We start from the raw sequence: 20,678 nt of genomic DNA on the forward strand, positions 1-20,678 counted from the left end.
GAGCGCTGCGCGCTCAGGACTGAACGGCCTCGCTGCGCTCGGCCGGGGCCCTTCGGGCCCGGCTCTCCGCTGCGCTCCGAGCCATAGCCTGCCCTTCGGGCAGGGGCCCTCCGCTTCGCTCCGGGTTCTGAGCACTGCGTGCTCAGACGGGTTCCCAAGCGCTGCGCGCTTGGGAATGGAGAACCCGGCGCTTGGCACTGAGAAGGCAGACCCCGGCCCTTCGCTTCGAGGTTTTGAATATTGAGTGCTCAGACGGGTTCCCAAGCACTACGTGCTTGGGAACGGAACTCCAGCGCTACGAGCTGGAGACCGCCTTCAGCGGTAAACCCTCCCCTTCGCTCCGAGTACCCGAGCGCTACCCGCTCAGAACTGAATATGCTCGGAGGACTCGACCAAGGGAACCGCCACGCTGTGCTCGGCGAGGCTACTTCGCAGCCGGACGCCGGCGCTCTGGGGTAGCTCTTTGCTGCGAGAGCTTCAGACTGCTACTCCAGGTACCCAAGAACTACAGGCTTGGGAGAAACCCACTGCATAGCCGTGTTCATGAGATAGGCCAGTACTTCTAGGCTCGTTCGGAAAGTGGTTGGCGGTCGCAGGATGACCGGGATGTTCACCCGTTTCGACAACACCTAATTTTGAATAGCGTTGTCGGTTACGCAAGGACACCGGTTTAGTAAGAACCTGCGACCGCAAAGGCACGCGACGTTGGGTTACGAGTAAACCTGCCACCAACGGTCCGCCTCAGCGCGAGCTACTTCAGAGTCGTACTGACTAGCGTCGAAGTGGAGCTCAGGTGGTGGGTAGGGCATGATCCTGTGGCCCTCCCATGGGACTTCCCAATCTGACCACTGAACGATCTCCCCAAACCGCTGCACGACCACGGTAAGGAAGCCACAGCAGCCACCGGTGCACTCGCGTTCGCCCAGCTCCAGGCGGCGAGCTTCGCTGGTCGCCCGAAGGGGACTGGAGTCGTCGGCCGGCAGTACATCCGTTGCATACGGTCCGCGGCCACCTTCGCCGACCACTCCTTTAACCAGGTCCTCGCCGTTAACCCAGAACCGGACTTGGACAGCAAATCGGAGTCCTGGCGGCAGTGCGGGCAGGGGCCCTCCGCTTCGCTCCGGGTTCTGAGCACTGCGTGCTCAGACAGGTACCCAAGCGCTACGCGCTTGGGAGAGGAACTCCAGCGCTTCGCGCCAGAGACCGCCTTCGGCGGTAAACCCTCCCCTTCGCTCCGGGTACCCGAGGGCTGTCCCGTAAATGATCTAGGGGCCGACGTGGACGCGGCCGTTCGCTGTGTGACCCGCTCTTCTATCCGGCGAGGTTGAGGTTGTGCAGGCGAGCGATGCCGAGCATGGCGTGGTGGACGCCGTCGCCTTTGAGGCGGCAGTCGCAGAGGATCTTCCAGGTCTTCATGCGGGCGAAGACGTGCTCGACGCGAGCCCGGACCTACTTGTGGGACTTATTGTGGGCCTGTTTCCACTCGGACAGCTCTTCGCCTTTGCGGCGACGGTGAGGCATGACGAGCCCCGTACCTGGATAGCCACCGTCGGCGATCGACATCGTCCTGCCGACAGCGGCCTCGGCGCCGGATTCACCCCATGCCTTGCAGTCATTGCGGTTGCCCGGCAGGGGCTCGCCGACCACCACGACGCGCTGGGTGTCGGCATCGATGACAACCTGACGGTTGGTGGAGTACCGATAATTCTCAGACTGTTCGGCGACCATGTGGTCGCGGGTGGCTACCAGCATGCCGTCCACGATGAGCACCGTGTCCTTTGCGAATCACCGCCTGGGCTGCAGCGCGAGGAGCGGGCCGAGCTGATCGATGAACCGGTCGGCCGCGGACTTCAAGGCGCCCAACAACAGGGCGAGCTGGCGCAGAGTCAAGTTCGTGCGCCAGTACGCCGCAACCAGCAGTACCCGGTCCTCCAAGGGCAGGCCCCACGGTCGGCCCCGCCGTACCACGTCCGCACCCTCACGGCGCAGCGCGGTCAGCAACTTCCCAAAGCAGCGCGGGCTCAGCCCGGTGAACGGGGCTATCCAGGACGGCTCAGACCCCGTGATCACACCAGCCACGGCAGGATCGTCTCACCGACTGTCCCGTCTCACTGAGGCGTGAGGGAACCTCGGGCCGCGCGTCGCCGGCCAGGCCACAGGTCGTCATAGGCAGCGTCCATGAACTGCACCTGCGACCCGCGCAGCGCCGACGCATCGGCCAACTCGCCCCAGGCCACCTCAGCGAGGCGGGCCGCATAACGATACGTAGCGCCCCGCAGGGGTTCGCTCCTGGCCGCCAGGTCGATCTCTGCTTGCGCGAGCCACAGGTCATCGACGAGCTGCCCAAGTACAGCGTCGACTGCGGCTTCCACCACTGGGCGTGTGAGCGCGGCCTTCTCCACCTGCGACGCAATGCTCAGGAACTTAAGGATCACGGTCTTCAGCTCCGCGCGGTGGGCAGCCGACTCCTGCATCTGGAACTGCCGAGTACTCACCCGCGACACCAGGTACTGGCCGAACAGCGACCCACCCGCGCCGAGCGCAACACCCCCCAGAGACAGCAACGCAGGCCCCAAAGTTCCCCAAGATCCCATGATCGGAGTATCTCAACTCGCCGATTGAGAGAGCCGGGCTTCCCATAGACCGCTTACGCAGGAGTAGTTACGGGACACGTTCGAGCAGCTTGCCGCCGGTAGTGGCTGGTCTGGGATCGGGCCTGGTGGCGGCGTCGCCAGTCGGACCAGCCGAGCCCGTGGACCGGGTCAAAGGCGGGCCGGATGACGAGCGTGATGAACAGCCGTTGGATCTCGTTGCAGGTGAGCGGTATGAGGGCGTCTGGTACGGGATCGCGGTCGTGTTCGTTCGCCCGGACGACGGCGAGGAAGGCGTGCGCAAGCATGGCCAGGGTGACCCGGCGGGACCAGGACGGGTAGCGGCGGACCTGGTGCTTCTCCAAGGCCGCCAGGCCCTTGCCGAACTGGAAAACTCCTCGACCCGCCACCTTGATCCAGCGACGCGCACCAGGGTGGTTAGCGGCACTGCGGCGGCCGGCGAGTAGCAGCGGTAGTAGGCGAGTTCGCCGGTGCTGCGGTTGCCGCGGATCAGCAACTGCCGGCTCCCGGGCCGGGGGTCTTCGGTGAGGTCGATGACGGCCCAGTCATAGAAGCGGTGGCCCTTGGCTCCGCTCCCTGCGGACAGCTTGTGCCAGGCCCTCTTGGGCACCTTCCTGGCCAGCGTGTCCGCGCGGAACTTCCCGGCGCCTGTGGTGACTTCGTGCGAGCAGGCCACCGCGAGGACGTAGCCGGTGCCGCGTTCTTCCAGCGCGGCGCGTAGCGTCGGGGTGCCGCCGTAGACCTCGTCTCCCGCGAGCCAGGCGGCCCGGTGGCCGGCGTCCAGGAATCGGGTGACCGTGCGGGCGGCAAGCTGCGGTTTGGTCGCGCATTCGGTCTCGTCGCCGAGTCCGGCGGCCCGGCAGCGGTCGGGGTCCGAGGTCCAGGAACGCGGAACGCGGAACGTACAGTTCCCGGTCTACCGCGGCGTGTCCGCGGCGGCCGATCCTGCCCGCGGTGCCGGTGTACTGGCGCTGGACACCGACGGTGTCGGTGCCCTTCTTCACGTCGCCGGTCTCGTCGACCACCAGAACCGCCTGGTCGTCCCGCAGATGCTCCACCACGTAGGCCCACACGTCGTCGCGGACCTGGTCGGCGTCCCACTTGGCCTACCCGAGCAGGTGCTGCATGCCGTCCGGGGTGCTCTCTCCGGCCCACTCTGTGATGGTCCAGCAGTTCTTGCGCGGCAGGTCCGACAGCAGCCCGAGCACCAACCGCCCGACCCGACGTCAGGGTTCGACCCGTGCGAACCGGCCCGCGATCCGGGCCATCAGGCCCTCGAACCCCTCCTGCCAGCGGGCAGGGTCTACCCTGTGACCTGCGGCCACCGCATGATCTTCGAGTCTTCACAGCACGCCAGGGTCGCCCAGCGTCTGCCTGCCGTCATGTGTCTGGAGGACTTGTGCAACGTGGCGAAGTCTGGTGGGTCCAGTTCGACGAGCGGAGGTTGGTCGTACTGCTGTCGGGAGACGAGACGTCCGGGATCCGGGTGATGCAGGTCGTCGCTCCGGCGGGCGTCGACATCAGCGGTCTGGGCATCGAAGTGACGGTCGGCGCCGGTGAAGGACTGCCGTTCGAAGGCGTGCTGCGGCTCGCGTTCCCGCGTCCAGGCTTCACCCCGTGCACGTGGCTGACCACTGTGTCCCGGGACGACCTGATAGAGCGGGCGGCCGTCCTGTCCTCCGTGAAGCTCAGCGAGATAGACGACGCCCTCCGACTCGCTGAACAAGCGCAGGAGCGGACCCCGGCCACGACCGCGAAGCTCAGCGAGATAAGGGATGCCCTCCGTCTCGGTGAACTCGGGTAGACGGAGAAGGAGCCGACGCCCGCGACGGAGTGGGCGATCTCGGGCGAGATGATCGACGCTGGCCACCTGCCACCTCGACGCCCCTCACCACCGAGATCACCATCTACGGCTGGAGTACTAGTCGCTGCTCGACGACGACCGCGCCGCCGGATGCGAGGACTAGGCGTACGACTGGGTCCGGTGAAGAACACGCAGGAGTCCAGCGGGGCGCAGAGGGGAACACCGCCTCTGGGGTAACACGTTCGAATTTTCTTTCTGGTCAAACGTTTTCCAGACTGCTGCATCAGTTATAACCCTGGGTAAGCTGGCTGGGAACTCAGAACGCCACGCTCAAAAGAACAGGGCGACACTGGCCTGCGGCCCAAAGGAGGCCCTGTCCTGACTCTGTATCGAATGCCATTTCGGATCGATCCCTTCAGCCCTTAACGGAGTCCATGATGAAATCTAGCTGGCTGCTCACCTCGGCGCTGACTATCGCAACGGTCGCTATGCCCAGCATCGCCCTGAGCACTCCCGCGCAGGCCGACGACGTAGCATCAAAAAGGGCTAAGTTTACTGCCTGTGTCAACAAGGAACTCGTAGCTGAAAATAAGGATTTTCACCTGAGTGATGACCAGCTGAAGAAGCTGACGGAAATCGTCGATGAACAGATCTCGCACTCAACGCCTGGGAAGAAGAGCGATGAGGAAAAGAAGAAGATTCTTGCGAATATTGAGAACCGGGCCAAGCAGGACCTCCCGGGAGTCCCGCTTGAAACGATTGACAAAATGATGGATACGCTCAAGGTGAAAGCTGCGCACTGCTCGAAGGACGCGCAGCACTGAACGTGTACGTGATCACTGCACCCCGACTGGCCCCACGGGCTGGGCCGCGTTGATTCCGAAGTCTGCAGCCCTTCACCCGGCGGGCGGGCCTCGGAGTGGCCCGCCCGAAGATCCCGGCTCCCGGCAGCGGGATCAGGAGATGTAGAGGGCGTCGGCTCAGCCACCCCACCCGATCTCCGCCGTGATTCATTCTGGATCCCGGATAGACACAGGAACGGATCCACTGCAGCGATCCGAGGTACAACAGTAAGGTCCGCCCACGTGCGCCCGGCAGCCCCGGCGTCCGGGGGCGGGAGCCGCCCCCGTCACCGCGTACGCCCCGCGCCCTTGGCCGGTGCGGCCTGCTGCCGGTGCGTGGGAACGGCGGCTTCGGCCGGAGCCGGCGCGGCCCATCTTGGTGGCGGACGGGCCTAGGTGTCGCTCCCGAGGCGGGCCAGGTGCGCGGCCAGGCGACGCTCAAGCCCACGAACACCTCGACCGGCGGTACGAATCCAGGCACTGCCCCGAACACCGGTAACCACCCACCGCTGCAAATCACACGTCGCGCATCAGCCACAGGCCCTCGTCCACGCGGATGTCAGATAGAGCCGGCACCGGCGCTGTCGCCGCGTAGAGCACGTAGCGGTCATCTCCCTCGTCCATCGCCGCGCGAAGGCGTTGACCATCCGCCAGGATCACCGTCCACAATCCCGGTGGCTCGGTGTCGCCGTACAGCACGTACGCATCGAAGTGGGCGGCGAACCGTTCAGCGAACTCCCGACGACCGACTCGGTCAGCCAGCCAACCCTCAATGCTGACGCTAAAGCCCATGGCGAAGTGACCGAGGACCTGCCGGTACGTGCAGAACACGGAGAACACCACGTCCTGCGGGATGTCCCGCAACTCCTCGACGACTCGGTCGTCATGCCCCACGAACAACTGACACTCGGCGGTCTCGAAACAATCCAGCAGGAACGCCCGCCACTCGCTCTCCGAAACCAGACGAGACGAAAGACAGTCATAGCCCGTGGCCTCGGTATCCGTCACAACGCCACCCTACGCACCACTGGACCGGACCAACCGGGGTCAGGGGTTGGCTTGGGGAAGGGGTTCTGATCGTGCGGAGCGGCGAGGGCCGTTGTTTTGTGCAGTCGGGTTTCCTTGAGATGCACAAATATTTTTGTGGATCTGGGTAGGGTGGTTGGTGTGGAGCGACAGACGAAGCCGGTCACGGACCCACGAGTGCTGAGGGTCATCACCCATCCCATCCGCCTCCGTCTTTACGAGGCGCTGATCGCCGACGGGCCCGCGACGGGGGCTCGGCTGTCCAAGACCGTGCCGATCGCGCCCGGCTCGCTCAGTTACCACCTGCGGCAGTTGGCTGAGTACGGCTACGTCGAGGAAGCGGAGAATCAGGGATCCGACAGCCGCGAACGGTGGTGGCGTGCGGTCCCCGGTGGAGTGCGGTTCTCCCTTGCGGACTTCAGCGACAGTCCCGGTGGCAGGGAGGCGGTCGCGGCCGCGGTGCGGGTTCAGACCGGCCGCCAGCTCTCCCGCCTCCAGCAGTGGCAGAACGGCGGCGTGGAACGGTTCGGGCCCGAATGGGCGAAGGCCTCCGTGAGTACCGACTCCCTGCTGAGCCTTACCTCCGATGAACTGAGGGAACTGAGTGCGGAGATCGACAGCGTCCTGGAGAAGTGGGGCAAGAAGTCGCGCGCCGTCAGGGAGGCCTCGGCCGAGGACATCGGGCGTGAGCACGTCTTCCTCTTTTTGCACGCCTTTCCCTTCGTCGGCAGCGGCAGCGGCAACGTGCTGGACGCCTGATCGCCGCGGCGGCGTCGCCCGCCCAGTAAGGATGGCCCTTTGTTAAGGAGTCTGATGACCACGCCTTCGGCGTCCGATGCCCCGTACGCCGGTTCCATAGGCGGGACGGCCGCTGCGACGGGCGTCGGGGGTGGGCGGCTGTTTCCGCGGTTCCTCGGCGGGTTCGGGCTGTCTCTGATCGGCGATCAGATCTGGTTCGTCGCGCTGGGGTGGGCCGCCAGTCGGCTGGGCAGTCCGCTGCAGACTTCGGCCGTCATGGCCTGTGCGTCGGTGCCCCGGGCCGTGCTTCTTCTGGTGGGGGGTAGTGTCTCCGATCGTCACGGGCCCTTGAGAGTCGCGCTCGGCAGTCAGGTGTTGCGGCTGTCCGTGATGGCGGGCGGGGCTGTCGCGCTGTTCCTGGCCGGCGAGTCCGCCTTGTGGCTGCTGATCACCATCGCGGTCCTCTTCGGCGCGCTGGACGCCGCCCACATGCCGGCCGTCGCGTCCCTGCCCGCGCACCTGCTGGCCAAGCGGGATCTGGCCAAGGGCCAAGGCGCCGTGCAGACCCTGGAGCGCACCGCCTCCGTCGTCGGCGCACCGGTCGGCGGCTTCGTCGTCGCCTACGGCGGACTGGCCGCGGCCACCGCCGTCAATGTTGTTCTTTTCGGCGGCGCGCTGCTCGTCCTGCGGACCCTCGCCCGGCACATCCCCGCTGCCCGCACGGCAACCGAGGGGAGTCGGGAGGAGGGCACCTGGGCCTCCGTGCGGTCGGGGCTGGCCTACGTCGCCCGCGATCCGGTGGTGGGGCGGATCCTGCTGGTGGTCACCATGCTCAACCTCTCCATCGCGGCGCCCGTCAACGTCGGCATCGCCCTGCTGGCAGCGGACCGGGGCTGGGAAGCCACCGGGTTCTCCACGATCGTCATGGCCTTCGCCGGCGGGGCGATCGCCGGAGCCCTCCTACAGGCGGCACGCCGGTCCATGCCGAAAGCCCCGGCGGCCGCGGGCCTGCGCTGGGTCGCCGCCTGCGCCCTGTGTACCGCGGCCCTGCCGGCCTTCGACTCCCTGTCCGTGACCGCCGCGGTGGCGGGTCTCCTCGGATTCACCACCGGCCCGGCCAGCGCGCTGCTGTTCGGCCTCGTCCAAGCACGTACGGAAGCCGCTTACCTCGGACGTGTCATGGCGCTCACCACGTTCTCCGCGCTCGGCCTGACCCCCGTCTCCTTCACCGCCTTCGGCGCTCTCACCGGCCTCGTCGGACTCAGCACCGCGTTCATCACCAGCAGCGCAGCGGTCCTGCTCACCACCGCCATCGCCTACACCAACCGCACGGTCCGCACCGCCGCCCTCGACGCGGCGCCCGAGACGGAGTCGCGATGAGCCCGCGGCCGGGGCCCGGGTTCCCGCTTCATGGGTGACGTAGTCGGTGGAATTCAAGGTCGTTGATGTCGTCGGGCAGCCTTCTCCGCGTTCGGTGGCGGTCGGGGGTGTCCTGGGACGGGTCGCCAGTGGCGAAGGAGCGGGGCGGTCCGGCACGCCCCGTCGCCGATGGACTGTGCCGCCAGATCGGCCTCCAAGCGATTGTCCGCCTGGAGGTAGAAGCCCAACTCGATGAGGTCGGGAGCGGTGGCGGCACAGATGTGCTCGATGCGGTCGGCCGGCAGGACCACGGTCCACAGCGCGTCTATGAGCACCTGTGCATCGACGGGCTCCTCGGGCGGCTCGGCGCCGGGGACCAGAGTGACAATGGCGAGGTACACCGCTCTTGCTTCCCTCCCTTGATGGGGTGAGGGTCAGCCACCCCAGGACAGGTCGTCGGGCGAGGTGGCCGGCACGGCGGAGGAACCAGCGTCGGCGACGTTCGCGTGATGGACTCCGGCCGACGGTGCGGCTGCGGTTCCGAGGCCGAGGCCGAGGCCGAGGCCGAGGCCGAGGCCGAGAGCAAGCGCCAGGGGTATGAGGAGATGACGAGCAATCTTCTGCACGGGAGGGCTCACCTTCGGTAACTGGCTCGGACAGGCAGATGTCTTATCGCGCCCGAACCATCAGGAGTTTTGAGTCCGAGAACCGGCCGCAAGGAAGAAGTTACCCATGGCAGCCCGGCCCGAGCAGGCCTGAGGATTGGACGGAAGAGGAATGTCCGGAGCCGGACACGCCGTCCGGCCAAACCCGCGCGGAGGGTACGGGAATTCAGCCCGCCAGGAACTCGTCCGCATATTGCCTGATGGGCCGCAGATACTCACCGACCGACGGGTCGGAGCTCGTGTCGGCCAGGACGTTCAACAGCACGCCGAGCGCTTTCTCCTGAAATCCCGCCGAAAAATACGAGATCGCCAGGAACGCCCGCAGGGCCGCGGTCTCGGAGAATTCCCGCACGGCCTGTTCCAGGATCGCCACGGACTCCTCGTGCCGCCCTAGGACCCGGTAGGTACTCCCGAGCCCCAGCATGGCTTCCTGGCGGTCCTCCTTGGAGAGGTCCGGGAGCTTCAGTGCCTGCTCGTAGTAGCCGCAGGCCACTTTCTGGAGACCCGCGCGGTCGTGCGACCACGCGGCCTGAAAGTTCAGTTCGGCATGGTCGGGAAAGCGACGTACCAAGTTCTGGAATTGGGTGCATGACTGCTCGAACTGTTCGGTGTCCCGGAGTTCGATCGCCGCGCGCATTTCACGATCCAGATCAATCGGACGATTCATGGCCACTTCCTGAAGCAACGAGTATTTCGCGGTCGAACGTAGCAGACGGATCATCCGGGCTGTGAGCGTTCACTGCGCCTTCCGCCCCGCTCGGTGACGACGGAAGGTCGCGCAGCCCCCTCAGCGGGGAGAAGAAGATCCACAGGCCGGCGAGGAAGCAGCCGAGCACCGCGATCGAGATTCCGGCGCGCAGTCCGGCGACGGTGCCGAGCAAACCCCCGAGCAGTGCTCCGGCCGGCATCGAGCACCAGGCGAGCCAGCGTTGGGAGGCGGTGACCCGGCTCAGGAGGTCCGGCGGGCAGATTGCCTGGCGGTAGCTCACCGCGCCGGTCCCGTACAGGACGATGGAGGCCGTGTTTCCGGCGGTTCCCAGGCCCACGAGGATGAACCCCCATCCCGGCTGTGCCAGGGGGATCAGCAGAACGAGCCAGCCGACCGCGAAGAGCGGCAGCCACGTGGCGCGTGCGGACCCGATGCGGCGTCCGAGCGGCGCTGCGGCCAGGCCGCCCAGTACGCCTCCGGTGCTGCCTATCGCTGCCGCCGCTCCGATCATCCAGGCCTGGGCGTGCAGGTCGCGGTTGAGGAACACGATCTCCAGCGAGCCGTAGGCCGCGCAGAAGAGGTTGGCCGTCACCGCGAACTGGGCCAGCTTGCGCAGGATCGGATTGCGTGCAACGTACGAGGCGCCCTCGGACACCTCGCGGATGATCTGCCGCGGCTTGGGCAGGGCACGCTTTTCGATGACCTCGTCCGGGGTCTTGATCAGTGCGAGCGACAGGCAGCTGAGCACATAGGTGGCGACGTCGAACAGGATGGCGCCGGCCCTGCCGAGCACCGTGATGAGCATGCCCGCCAGACCCGGCCCCACCGACTCGGCGACGGACTCCGTCGTGGACAGCTTCCCGTTGCCGTCGATCAGCTGTTCGTTGTCCACCAGGGTGGGCAGATAGCTGGAGTAGGCGACGTCGAAGAACACCGTCATGAGCCCCACTGTCAGTGCGACGGCCAGGAGCTGGGCGACCGTTGGGGTACCGGACAGCAGCATGGTGAAGGGGATCGAGGCGAGCGCGAGTGCTCGTACCACGTCGCACCAGAACATGAGCAGGCGCCTGGGATACCGGTCGACGACGGTTCCCGCCATCAGCCCGACGAGCATGTACGGAAGGGTTCCGGCGGCCGCCAGCAGGCTCATCTCGAACGTGGAGACGTGCAGGGCGAGCACGGCATAGACGGGGATGATGATCCCTGAGACGGTCGATCCCAGGACGCTGACCGACTGGCCTCCCCACAAGAACAGGAACGCCCGGTTTCGCCACAGGCTCGGACGCCGATCGGTGTCCGGGGGCGGTGTATCCATCTTCACTCCGCGATGACTGAGAGTTGTGGAGGCGAAAGCCCGGGTGGCGAGGGGACGTGCGCCTCGCCACCCGGGGCCCGCTGACGACCTAGGCCGCGGCCTTCTTCCGCAGCGCCACCCGGATCTCGCGGCCGTTCGCGTCCCGTGTCAGCAACACCGCGGGGGTGGAGTGGGTGACCGGGCTCCGCCTCAGTTGCTGCTGGTCGGCGACCCTGGCCTCGTAGTAGTCGCGCCCGGCGGGGACGGAGTTCGGGTGCAGGGTCGGGATCGGACGCTTCTCGACGGGCCAGTCGACCACGTCATTGCCCGGGCGGTACTCCGTGCCATCAGCGGGCAGGAGGGTCCGGGGGCGGTTGATGGTGTAGACCTTCTCGATGTGCTCGAAGGCGTGCCCGACCCCCGGGGGCAGCAGCAGGTAACGCTCGGGGTCCGGGGAGAAGGTGAAGCTGGTGTCCGCCCCGTAGGTGGGTGATTCGGGCCTGCTGTCGACCAGCCGGAGCGTCACGATCTGCTCTTTGGGGCCGACGAAGGTCAGCCGGTCTTCCTGCCCGAGGTGAATCCCGTAGGCGTCGTTGCTGTACCCGGTCTCGCCGTGGTCGATGAAGTAGAGCGGGTACCGGTCCACCAGGACGGAGAATCCTGACTCCTCCCCGCTGGGGATCACGGGATGGCGCACCCAGCCGACCCCGAACACCCCGGGGAAGGGATCCCAGTTCGGCTTCGTCGAACGCCGCAGCCGCCGTCGCAGCTCGACCCGCCGAACGGAGCCGTCGGACAGTCGCATGTCCCTGGTCATCGGAAACTCAAGGGACATCTGGGGGATGGCCGCGCGTTGCTGAGCGGCGACGATGTCGTACCAGGCCTCGCCGGCCGGGTGGCTGTTGGGGACGAAGTACGGCAGGTCCCGGTCCGCGACGTCCAGCGGAAGATTGATGATGTCCGCGTCGGGCTGCCAGTCCAGATCGCCGTGGACCCAGTCCCGCGGCGACGGAAGGAACAGTTCGTAGGTGTTGATGGTGTTCACGCGCTCAAGTCCGTCGAACGTGTGCGCCACGCCATTGGGGATGTACAGCGCCCGGGCCGACGTGGGCGACCAGACCCGGCTCTCCCGCATCCCGGCGGTCGGCGAACCCGCACGGCAGTCGATGAAGTGGCCGGTGATCGTGGTGCCTTCACTGGGGCCCATGAAGGTCAGGACATCGGCCTGCCCCAGGTGGATCCCGTAGTGACCGTAGGTGAACTCGCTCTCCCCGTGGAACACCAGGCTGGCCGGACGCAGGGTCGGGAACGGCACGACGTAGGAGTCGTTCCCATTCTCAATCCGCCAGTTCTCCCGCCATTCGAGCCCCTGGATCGCAAAAGCATCATTCATGAGTCCCACTCCTCCTTCTCGACGTATCGCACCCGATCCGGTTCCCCGGGCCAGGACGGCCCGGGGTACCGGATTGATCAAGTGCATCCTGCTCAGACCAGAACCTCGACCTCGAAGCCCGCAGCCTCGGCAGCGGCGCGCAGGTCCTCGATCGAGGTGGTCGGCAGCTCGTCGAAGATGCTGGCGACGAGCGCCTGCTTGATGCCCCCGAGGGACGCGGCGAGCCGGGTGGCCTGGTCCGGGCTCGAGAACTTCGAGAAGGCCAGGTTGGTCAGAACGGACTGCAGCGCCGCGTCACCCGACTCGTACGCCTCACGCAGACGCGTCAGCGTCTCCTCGCCGACACCGCTCCAGTCGGCGTCGAACTCCGCGCCCTTGGCATAAAGGGCCGCCATCATCTGCTTCGCGTCGTTGGTCATGGAATTTCCTCCAGAAGTCCTTTTCCCGACCGGTCCACCGCAAGTTCCGGAACCTGAATTCCGGAGCGGTGAGCCGCTGACAGGAATGACTCTGCCCCGCGACGCCGAGGGCCGGCCAGCGCTTCGACCTGTACTAAAGCGGACTGTCCGGACCCGGACGCGGTCCCCTGTTCCCCGGCGTCGCGGTTTATCGGCGGGTTTGGCCCAACTGCCGCGAAGCACGTCATCCACAGGAAACGGGACAGCACTTGTCGGTACCGCAGAGTTCCTGAACAATCCCGGAGCAGGGCAACGGGGGGAGTGCTTCACACGTGCTGAGCGCATTGGGCCTGGACAGCACCGCCGAGGCCGTCTACCGGACGCTGCTCGCCGAACAGACCTACGGGGTGGACGAGCTCTGCCTGGCCCTCGGCTTGACCGAGGACCAGGTCCGGCAGGCCCTGGACCAGATGTTCGCCCTCGCCCTGGTACGCCGTTCCTCCGACCGCACGGGTGGCTGGCGAGCGGTCGATCCGCAGACCGGCCTGCAGACACTGCTGGCCCGGCAGAACGCGGAACTCGAACAGAAGCGGGCGCGGATCGCCGTCTCCCAGGCGGAGATCGCCGCGATGATCGCCGAACGGACCGCGGCGCAGCCCAGCGACGCCACTGGCAGCGAACGCCTGATCGGCATCGACGCGGTGATATCCCGCATCGAACAGCATGTGGAGACCGCCCGTCGCGAAGTGCTCGGCATCACCCCCGGTGCGGCGCGCAAACCGGCGGATCTGGAGGCGGCGCGACGCAACGACGCCAGGGCGCTGGAACGCGGACTGATGATCCGGGAGATCATGCAGGACTCCTGCCGCAACGACCCCGCGACCGCTGCTCACGCCCACTGGCTCACCGAGTCGGGCAGCGAGGTCCGCACCGCTCCCACGCTGCCCCACCGCCTGGTCATCATCGACCGGACCATCGCTTTCGTTCCCCTCGACACCCGCGCCCCGGGCAGAGGCGCCCTCCAGGTGACCGACCCCGGGCTCGTGCACGCTCTGGCAGCGCTGTTCGAGAGCATCTGGAACACCGCCACCCCCATCGGCGCCAGCGCAGCGCCCGGGCGTCACGGCCTGACCCAGCGGGAACGCGAGGTCCTCAGGCTGCTCGCCTCTGGCATGACCGACGAGGGCGCAGCCGCCCGCCTGGCGGTCAGCGACCGCACGGTCCGCCGGGTCATGAACGATCTGTGCGAACGGCTCAACGCGAGCAGCCGTTTCGAGGCAGGCATCAAGGCCGCTCAAGCCGGCTGGCTGGATACGCAGTAGACCGGGGTCGGCGCGACCCCGGCCGCCGGCGAAATCGAATTGAAAGCGGGGGGACAGCGGGGGGCGGCAGGGTGGGGTGACACCACACGACTGCCAGCGGGGGAACCATGGAATTCTGCTTGCTCGGCCCTGTCGAAGCCAGACGCGACGGGCAGCCCGTGGGGCTCTCCGGGGCGAAGATGCGTACGCTGCTGGCGGCGCTGCTGCTCGCCCGGGGGAGGGTGGTGCCCGACTCCCGGCTGAGCTGGCTGTTGTGGGGCATGTGCCCGCCGGTGACGATGAGCGCGCAGATCTATACGTACGTCTCGCGGCTGCGCAAGCTGCTGGAGCCCGAGGTCACGATCGTCCGGCGGGCTCCCGGGTACGCGATCCAGGCCGAGGGCAGCCGGATCGACATCGTGGACTTCGAGCGGCTGGAGCGGCAGGGGCGCGCGGCGCTCCAGGAGGGCCGGTTCGAGGAGGCGGGGGCGCTGCTGGGCCGGGCGCTGGACCTGTGGCGCGGGCCCGCGTTGGGGCACACCACGGAGTTCCTGGTCGAGCACGAGGAACCGCAGTGGGAGGAGGGGCGGGCCGCCGCTCTGGAGAACCGGATGGAGGCCGACCTCGCGCTGGGCCGGTACCAGCAGGTCACCGCCGAACTCACGCGGCTGGTCGTGGAGTTCCCGCTGCGGGAGCGGATGCGGGCGCAGCTGATGACCGCCCTGTACCGGTCCGGGCGGCAGGCGGACGCGCTGCGCTCCTTCCACGAGGGCCGCAAGGCGCTCGCCGAGGAGCTCGGTGTGGAGCCGGGTGCCGAACTCTCCGACGCCTACCGGTCGGTGCTCGACGGCTCGCTCGCCGCCGCGCCCGCTCCGACGGCCGCCGGGGTGGTGGTCTTCAGGTCGGGTCCGGCGCCGGCGATGCTGCCGGCGGAGCCGGGTCCCTTCGTCGGCCGCGAGCGGGAGCTCGCCGCGGTGCGGCGGCTGCTGGCGCCGGCCGGGCGGGCCCGCCGGGGGTTGATCACCGGGATGGCCGGGGTCGGCAAGACGGCGCTGGCGCTGCGGGCCGCGCACGGCTGCGCGGACGACTTCCCCGACGGGCAGCTGTACGCGGATCTCGCGAACGGAGCGGAGGGTGGATCGGTTGATACCCGGAGTGTTCTGGTGCGGCTGCTGCGGGCCCTTGGGCACGAGGCGGCGGGTGTTTCGAGCACTTCGAGCACTTCGAGTACTGCGAGTCACGACCTCGATGAGCTGGTGCGGCTTTATCACGCCCGTACCGACGGGCTGCGGCTGCTGGTCGTGCTGGACAACGTGACGGACGGGGCGCAGTTGTCGGCCCTGCTGCCGGCGGGCACCGCGGCGGCGGCGCTGGTGACCGGCCACGCGCACCTGGCGCTGGCGACCGGTCCGCACACCGTGGTCGTCGGGCCGATGGGCGAGGACGAGAGCCTCGGGGTGCTCGCGGCGGCGGCCGGAACGGAACGCGTGGCGGCCGATCTGCCTGCCGCCCGGCGGATCGTGGAGCTGTGCGACGGGCTGCCGCTGGCGCTGCGGATCGCGGGTGCCCGGCTGGCTTCGCGGCCCCACTGGCCGGTGGGGCTGCTGGCCGGGCGGCTGGCGGATCCCGGCAACCGGCTGCGCGAACTGCGCTTCGGTGAGCTGGACATGGGCCGGTCGCTGCGGCAGTGGGCGCGCCGGAGCACGGTCGCCTCGGACATGCTGCGGCGGCTGGCACCGCTGGGCGAGCGGTCGTTCACCGCGGCGGCCGCCGCCACCCTGCTCGGGTTCTCCCACACGACCGCCGAGGATCTGCTGGAGCAGCTGGCGGACGCCTCACTGCTCGAACCGGCCGATCCGGCCGGCGGTGTGCTCAAGTACCGCTTCCACCGGCTCGTGCTGCTCTACGCCCGGTCCCTGCCCGTACGGATGGCCGATGCGGCACTTCCGGCGGCGAGCTGATGCCAGGCACCGAAGATGTGACTACTCCCCCACCTAAAGGTGGGGGCTTCTCGCTAAGCCAGTTGGGCTTCGCGACGGGCCAGCCCGGCCCGCAGAACGTTCGTAGCCCCCACCACGTCGGCGTGCGCCTGGTGGCCGCAGGCGACGCAGTGGAACTTCTCCTGTGTGGGCCGGCTCTCCTTGGCGACGTGCCCGCATTCCGGACACGTTCGGGAAGTGTTGCGGGGGTCCACGGCGATCACGTCTCGTCCGGCACTCTCAGCCTTGGCGTGCAGGATCGTCAGGAACACCCCCCATCCGGCATCGGCAATGCTGCGGTTGAGCCCGGCCTTCGCGGCGGTCCCGTTAGGCAGAAAGCCGCCCGGCTTCTCAGGGTCGGGTTTCGGCGCGGGGGCCTTGGTCATGTTGCGGATCTTGAGGTCTTCGTGCGCGATGAAATCGTGCCCGCGGACCAGGACGTGGGCGGTCTTGTGTGCGTGGTCGAGGCGCTGGCGTCGGATCTTGCGGTGCAGCTCTCCGACCCTGGCCACGGCCTTCTTCCGCCGGTTGCTGCGGCGCTCGCACCGGGCGAGTGCCCGCTGTGCGGCTTCGATCTTCGCGGCGGCCTGCCGGCCGTGGCGCGGATTGACGATGCGCTCACCGTTGGACGTGGTGAGGAAGGAGGCGATGCCCATGTCGATGCCGACCACGGAGCCGGTAGCCGGACGCGGCTCAGGCTGGGCCTGCTCGGCGGTGAGCACCACGTACCAGCGGTTGCCCTCGCGCTTGACCGAGACAGTCTTGACCTTGCCGACCACCGGCCGGTGCTGCTTGACCTTGACATGCCCAACGCCTTGGAAGCGGACACGGGTCTGCGGGTCGTTCGGGGTGGAGTTCCAGCGGCAGCCGTCACCGTCCTTGGGGAAGTCCACCGTGTCGAACCAGCTCACCCCACGAAAGCGCGGGTAGCCGGGTGTATCCCCGGACTTAACGCGGCGGAAGAACGCCGCGAAGGCCTTGTCAAGACGCCGAAGTGTCGCCTGCTGGGAGGAGAACGACCAGCGTCCCTGACGCTCAGGGTCGAACGCTCGGATCTCTTTGAGCTGCGCCGACTGCATCCCGTACTTGACGGACGTCTTGGAGACGTGCCGGTAGGCATCACGGCGTTCCTGCAACGCCCCGTTGTAGAGCGAGCAGTGATCGCGCAGCATCTCGCCCAGCGCGATCGCCTGACCTGTTGTGGGCCGCATGAGGAACTTGTACGCACGGATCACCCGGCCCACCCCCTTTCATTGCTGAAGCTTGATCCTACTACGCTTGGTGTATGTCACCACGCTGGGAACCAGATGCCGAAATTCGAAGGGGACGACACGTCTCTTACAACCTCCACGCACATTTGGTGTTCGTCACCAAGGACCGGCGGGGCGTCTTCGATGACGACATGCTCAAGCGGTGCGAGGAGATCATGCGGGAGGTCTGCGAAAGCTTCGAAGTGGAGCTGCGCAGGTTCAACGGCGAGCCGGACCACGTGCACCTTCTGGTGCACTACCCGGCCAAGCTTGCGATCTCAAAGCTGGTCAACAGCCTCAAGGGGGTCAGCTCGCGGTACCTGCGGGCCGAATACACCGGCCGCATCAACCACAGCGGCATGGGCTCGGCGCTCTGGTCCCGCTCATACTTCGCGGGCTCGTGTGGCGGTGCGCCGCTCAGCATCATCCGTCAGTACATCGAGGGCCAGCAGCGCCCTGTCTGACCGTCACCCCGAGGCCCAGCGAGCTCCAGCGCTCCGCGCCTCCGGACCAAGAATCGCTTTCGCCCCCCGGCTAAAGCCGGGGTACCCAGCAAGGGAGTCTCCGATGGATGAATCACGCTTACCGACAACGAAGGAGACCCGATGAGCGACGAGGCGGTTGTTCTGACGTCCGTGACCAAGACCTACGGTGCGGGCGACCGGGCGGTCACGGCTCTGGGCGGGGTCTCGCTGGCCCTGCCCGCCGGTTCGTTCACCGCGATCATGGGCCCTTCGGGATCGGGGAAGTCCACGCTCTTGCAGTGTGCGGCGGGGCTCGACCGGCCCGATTCGGGGTCGGTCGTGCTCGGCGGCACGGAGCTGACCGGTCTTTCGGAGCGGGCGCTGACCCTGCTCCGCCGGGACCGGATCGGTTTCGTCTTCCAGCAGTTCAACCTGTTGCCGATGCTGACGGCGGAGCAGAACGTGGTGCTGCCGCTGCGGCTGGCCGGTCGCAAGCCGGGGAAGGAGGCGGTGCGCGAGGCGCTGGGCCGGGTGGGTCTCGCCGACCGGGCGCACCACCGGCCTTCGGAGATGTCCGGCGGCCAGCAGCAGCGGGTGGCTCTCGCCCGCGCCCTGATCACCCGCCCCGACGTGCTGTTCGGCGACGAACCGACCGGCGCGCTGGACTCCACGACGGGCCGTGAGGTCTTGACGCTGCTGCGCTCCCTGGTGGACCAGGGAGCGCAGACGGTCGTGATGGTGACGCACGACCCGGTGGCCGCCTCCTACGCGGACCGGGTGGTCTTCCTCGCCGACGGGCAGCTCAGCGGTGAACTGCTGCGGCCGACCGCCCACGAGGTCGCCGAGCGGATGACCAAGCTGGAGGAGGTTCCGTGCTGAGCGTCGTCCTGGCGACGGTCCGGGCCCGCTGGACGCATTTCGCCGGAGTCTTCCTCGCCGTCGCGCTCGGTGTGGGTCTGACGGCTTCGATGGGGCTCGCCCTCGCGGCGACCCTGGACGCGCCCGCGGAGCTGAAGGACCGCGACCAGGAAGCCGTGTTCACCGTCAACGCGATGCTCGGCACGGCGGCGGCGGTGACCACCTTCACCTCCGTGTTCGTCGTGGCGTCGGCGTTCGCCTTCGCGGTGGCCCAGCGGCAGCGCGAGTTCGGCCTGCTGCGCACCGCCGGGGCCACCCCGCGGCAGCTGCGGGTCGCGGTGGTCGCCGAGGCCGCGGTGGTCGCCGTACCGTCCGCGGTGGTGGGCTGCCTGATCGGCAGCGCCGGGGGGCCCGCCCTGGTGGAGTGGATGGCCCGGGAGAAGCTCGCACCGTCCTGGCTGGCGGTGGGCGGGCAGGTGTGGCCGTACGCCGTGGCCTTCGGCACGGGTCTGGTGGTCGCGCTGACCGGGGCCTTCGCCGCGTCCGGGCGGGCGGCCAAGACCAGTGCGGTCGAGGTGTTGCGGGAGGCCGCGGTCGACAAACGGGTGATGACCGTGGGGCGGTGGGTGTTCGGCGGTCTGCTGCTGGTGCTGGGGGTGGGGCTGCTGGTCCAGAAGCTGGCGTCCGATCCGGCCGATCTGCTCAAGCGCAAGACGTACACCACGCAGCCGATGGTGCTCATCGGTGCGTTCGCGCTGCTGACCCCGCTGGCCGCGGGGCCGCTGGTGCGGCTGGTCGCCTGGCCGGCGACGCGGATGCGGGGGGCGGTGGGCATGCTGGTGCGCGAGAGCGCGGCGGCGGGTGTCCGGCGTACGTCTGCGCTGGCCGCGCCGGTGCTGGTGAGCGTGGCGCTCGCCGGTTCGCTGCTGGGGTCCACGGACACGGTCGGCGCGGGCCGGGCGGACGAGGTCCGCAGCCGGACGGTCGCCGACTTCGTGGTCACTTCGGACCACGGGCTGTCGGACGCGGCCGTGGCCGCGGCGGCCGTGCCGGGGACGCGGTCGGCCGTCTCGGCGGCCACCACCGTCGAGTACCTGTACGAGGGTCTGGTGCGTACGCCGGAGCCGGCGCGCGTGGTGGATCCGGCGGCCTTCGCCGAGCTGTCGCGGCTGCCGCTGCTCGACGGCTCGGTGAAGAACCTGAACGACACCTCGATCGTCGTGAACGACGAGTGGCCGGTGACGGCCGTGGGCCAGCCGGTCGAGGTGTGGCGGGCGGACGGCAGCAAGGTCACGCTGACGGTGGCCGCCGTGATGCGCCGGGGCACCGGCGGCAACGGGGCCTACGTCACCGCCGCCAACGGGGCGAAGGCCAGGCCCGACCGGGTCGAGGTGCGGCTGGAGCCGGGCGCCGACCGGGCCGCGGTGGCGGCTTCGCTGGGCGCGGCGGTTCATTCGCAGGGGGCGCGGGTGGCGACCGTAGAGGAGTGGATCGCCGCTTCGCAGCCGGAGACCAAGCGGGAGAGCCGGCTGGCGGTCTTCGTGGTGCTGGGGCTGGCGCTGCTGTACTCGCTGATCGCGCTGGCGGGGACGATGGTCGCGGCGACCTCCGACCGGGGGCGCGATCTGGCGGTGCTGCGGTTGAGCGGGGCCACCGGCGGGCAGGTGCTGCGGCTGGTGGCGGTCGAGGCCGCGGTGGTCGTGGTGGCGGGGGCGCTGCTGGGCGTCCTGGCTACGGCGTTCAACGTGCTGGGGACTTGGTCGGCGCTGTCGGTGCTGGTCGGGTCGGCGGCGCCGCTGTCGCTGCCGTGGGGTGCGATGGCGGCGGTGGCCGCGTCCTGCGCCGTCGTCGCGGTGCCGGCCGCGGTGCTCTCGGCCGCGGTGCTGCTGCGCGGGCGGGCGGCGTGAGCGCCGCGGCGGGCCGGGCTCTGCGGGCCGGGGATCCGGGCCGTGGGAGCGGGCCGGGCCGGGCCGGCTGAGGGAACGG

19 protein-coding genes and 3 pseudogenes are annotated in these 20,678 nt (G+C 68.3%); 10 read left to right on the top strand and 12 right to left on the bottom strand.

Going from position 1 to position 20,678, the window contains the following annotated elements:
* Nucleotides 1-1,311 precede the first annotated feature (1,311 nt).
* Nucleotides 1,312-2,079: pseudogene (locus tag ACFXDJ_RS20080) on the bottom strand (transposase).
* A gap of 29 nt (nucleotides 2,080-2,108) precedes the next feature.
* Nucleotides 2,109-2,594, bottom strand: a complete 486-nt coding sequence (locus ACFXDJ_RS20085; protein WP_384656657.1) for a hypothetical protein — start codon at nucleotides 2,592-2,594, stop codon at nucleotides 2,109-2,111.
* Between the two features lie 158 nt (nucleotides 2,595-2,752).
* Between ACFXDJ_RS20085 and ACFXDJ_RS20090 the strand changes: the two genes are divergently transcribed.
* Nucleotides 2,753-3,058 (top strand): hypothetical protein, encoded by a 306-nt coding sequence (locus ACFXDJ_RS20090; RefSeq protein ID WP_384849832.1) that lies wholly within the window; start codon nucleotides 2,753-2,755, stop codon nucleotides 3,056-3,058.
* Nucleotides 3,059-3,321: 263 nt separating this feature from the next.
* Here ACFXDJ_RS20090 and ACFXDJ_RS20095 read toward each other — a convergent pair.
* Together ACFXDJ_RS20095 and ACFXDJ_RS20100 are read right to left on the bottom strand one after the other, a co-directional pair.
* Nucleotides 3,322-3,423, bottom strand: a pseudogene (locus tag ACFXDJ_RS20095) (hypothetical protein); the annotation flags it as partial.
* 79 nt (nucleotides 3,424-3,502) lie between these two features.
* Nucleotides 3,503-3,703 (bottom strand): annotated as a pseudogene (locus tag ACFXDJ_RS20100) (transposase); the annotation flags it as partial.
* Nucleotides 3,704-4,011: 308 nt separating this feature from the next.
* On the opposite strand from ACFXDJ_RS20100, the gene ACFXDJ_RS20105 reads away from it, so the two are divergent.
* On the top strand, nucleotides 4,012-4,416 hold the full coding sequence (locus ACFXDJ_RS20105) for a type II toxin-antitoxin system PemK/MazF family toxin (protein ID WP_384656655.1): 405 nt from the start codon (nucleotides 4,012-4,014) through the stop codon (nucleotides 4,414-4,416).
* A 434-nt stretch (nucleotides 4,417-4,850) separates the two neighbouring features.
* Nucleotides 4,851-5,240 carry a hypothetical protein gene (locus ACFXDJ_RS20110; RefSeq protein WP_384656652.1) on the top strand — a complete coding sequence of 130 codons (390 nt, stop codon included), beginning with the start codon at nucleotides 4,851-4,853 and terminating at the stop codon, nucleotides 5,238-5,240.
* 534 nt (nucleotides 5,241-5,774) lie between these two features.
* Here the strand turns inward: ACFXDJ_RS20110 and ACFXDJ_RS20115 are convergent.
* Nucleotides 5,775-6,266 (bottom strand): hypothetical protein, encoded by a 492-nt coding sequence (locus ACFXDJ_RS20115; protein WP_384656649.1) that lies wholly within the window; start codon nucleotides 6,264-6,266, stop codon nucleotides 5,775-5,777.
* A gap of 159 nt (nucleotides 6,267-6,425) precedes the next feature.
* Here ACFXDJ_RS20115 and ACFXDJ_RS20120 point away from each other — a divergent pair, with 159 nt between their 5' ends.
* Together ACFXDJ_RS20120 and ACFXDJ_RS20125 are read left to right on the top strand one after the other, a co-directional pair.
* Nucleotides 6,426-7,043, top strand: coding sequence for a winged helix-turn-helix domain-containing protein (locus tag ACFXDJ_RS20120; RefSeq protein ID WP_384656647.1), 618 nt, complete (start codon nucleotides 6,426-6,428; stop codon nucleotides 7,041-7,043).
* Between the two features lie 54 nt (nucleotides 7,044-7,097).
* Complete coding sequence (locus ACFXDJ_RS20125; protein WP_384656644.1) at nucleotides 7,098-8,402, top strand: MFS transporter; 1,305 nt, start codon at nucleotides 7,098-7,100, stop codon at nucleotides 8,400-8,402.
* Nucleotides 8,403-8,455: 53 nt separating this feature from the next.
* Here ACFXDJ_RS20125 and ACFXDJ_RS20130 read toward each other — a convergent pair whose 3' ends face one another.
* From ACFXDJ_RS20130 to ACFXDJ_RS20155, 6 genes are all read right to left on the bottom strand, one after another.
* Entirely contained in the window at nucleotides 8,456-8,782 is a 327-nt protein-coding gene (locus tag ACFXDJ_RS20130) for a hypothetical protein (RefSeq protein WP_384656641.1), read from the bottom strand.
* A 33-nt stretch (nucleotides 8,783-8,815) separates the two neighbouring features.
* Nucleotides 8,816-9,007, bottom strand: coding sequence for a hypothetical protein (locus ACFXDJ_RS20135; RefSeq protein WP_384849834.1), 192 nt, complete (start codon nucleotides 9,005-9,007; stop codon nucleotides 8,816-8,818).
* Between the two features lie 205 nt (nucleotides 9,008-9,212).
* Entirely contained in the window at nucleotides 9,213-9,713 is a 501-nt protein-coding gene (locus tag ACFXDJ_RS20140) for a tetratricopeptide repeat protein (protein WP_384656636.1), read from the bottom strand.
* Nucleotides 9,697-11,070 carry an MFS transporter gene (locus tag ACFXDJ_RS20145; RefSeq protein ID WP_384656634.1) on the bottom strand — a complete coding sequence of 458 codons (1,374 nt, stop codon included), beginning with the start codon at nucleotides 11,068-11,070 and terminating at the stop codon, nucleotides 9,697-9,699. Before ACFXDJ_RS20145 ends, ACFXDJ_RS20140 begins: the two co-directional genes overlap by 17 nt.
* 88 nt (nucleotides 11,071-11,158) lie before the next feature.
* On the bottom strand, nucleotides 11,159-12,442 hold the full coding sequence (locus ACFXDJ_RS20150; protein WP_384656631.1) for a hypothetical protein: 1,284 nt from the start codon (nucleotides 12,440-12,442) through the stop codon (nucleotides 11,159-11,161).
* A gap of 92 nt (nucleotides 12,443-12,534) precedes the next feature.
* Nucleotides 12,535-12,861 (bottom strand): hypothetical protein, encoded by a 327-nt coding sequence (locus ACFXDJ_RS20155; RefSeq protein WP_384656629.1) that lies wholly within the window; start codon nucleotides 12,859-12,861, stop codon nucleotides 12,535-12,537.
* A gap of 311 nt (nucleotides 12,862-13,172) precedes the next feature.
* Between ACFXDJ_RS20155 and ACFXDJ_RS20160 the strand changes: the two genes are divergently transcribed.
* Together ACFXDJ_RS20160 and ACFXDJ_RS20165 are read left to right on the top strand one after the other, a co-directional pair.
* Nucleotides 13,173-14,162 (top strand): LuxR C-terminal-related transcriptional regulator, encoded by a 990-nt coding sequence (locus ACFXDJ_RS20160; protein ID WP_384656626.1) that lies wholly within the window; start codon nucleotides 13,173-13,175, stop codon nucleotides 14,160-14,162.
* A gap of 119 nt (nucleotides 14,163-14,281) precedes the next feature.
* On the top strand, nucleotides 14,282-16,102 hold the full coding sequence (locus ACFXDJ_RS20165; RefSeq protein ID WP_384656623.1) for a BTAD domain-containing putative transcriptional regulator: 1,821 nt from the start codon (nucleotides 14,282-14,284) through the stop codon (nucleotides 16,100-16,102).
* A 53-nt stretch (nucleotides 16,103-16,155) separates the two neighbouring features.
* On the opposite strand, the gene ACFXDJ_RS20170 is transcribed toward ACFXDJ_RS20165, so the two are convergent.
* Nucleotides 16,156-17,355 (bottom strand): RNA-guided endonuclease InsQ/TnpB family protein, encoded by a 1,200-nt coding sequence (locus ACFXDJ_RS20170; RefSeq protein WP_384656621.1) that lies wholly within the window; start codon nucleotides 17,353-17,355, stop codon nucleotides 16,156-16,158.
* Nucleotides 17,356-17,405: 50 nt separating this feature from the next.
* On the opposite strand from ACFXDJ_RS20170, the gene tnpA reads away from it, so the two are divergent.
* From tnpA to ACFXDJ_RS20185, 3 genes are all read left to right on the top strand, one after another.
* The gene (gene tnpA / locus ACFXDJ_RS20175; RefSeq protein ID WP_384656618.1) at nucleotides 17,406-17,834 is read left to right on the top strand and encodes an IS200/IS605 family transposase; all 429 of its coding nucleotides are present in this window, start codon (nucleotides 17,406-17,408) and stop codon (nucleotides 17,832-17,834) included.
* Between the two features lie 141 nt (nucleotides 17,835-17,975).
* On the top strand, nucleotides 17,976-18,713 hold the full coding sequence (locus ACFXDJ_RS20180; RefSeq protein WP_384656615.1) for an ABC transporter ATP-binding protein: 738 nt from the start codon (nucleotides 17,976-17,978) through the stop codon (nucleotides 18,711-18,713).
* Nucleotides 18,707-20,599, top strand: coding sequence for an FtsX-like permease family protein (locus ACFXDJ_RS20185; protein WP_384849838.1), 1,893 nt, complete (start codon nucleotides 18,707-18,709; stop codon nucleotides 20,597-20,599). Before ACFXDJ_RS20180 ends, ACFXDJ_RS20185 begins: the two co-directional genes overlap by 7 nt.
* Nucleotides 20,600-20,678 lie beyond the last annotated feature (79 nt).

This window comes from Streptomyces sp. NPDC059443 (assembly GCF_042750105.1).
In the GTDB taxonomy this organism is placed as follows: Bacteria; Actinomycetota; Actinomycetes; order Streptomycetales; family Streptomycetaceae; genus Streptomyces.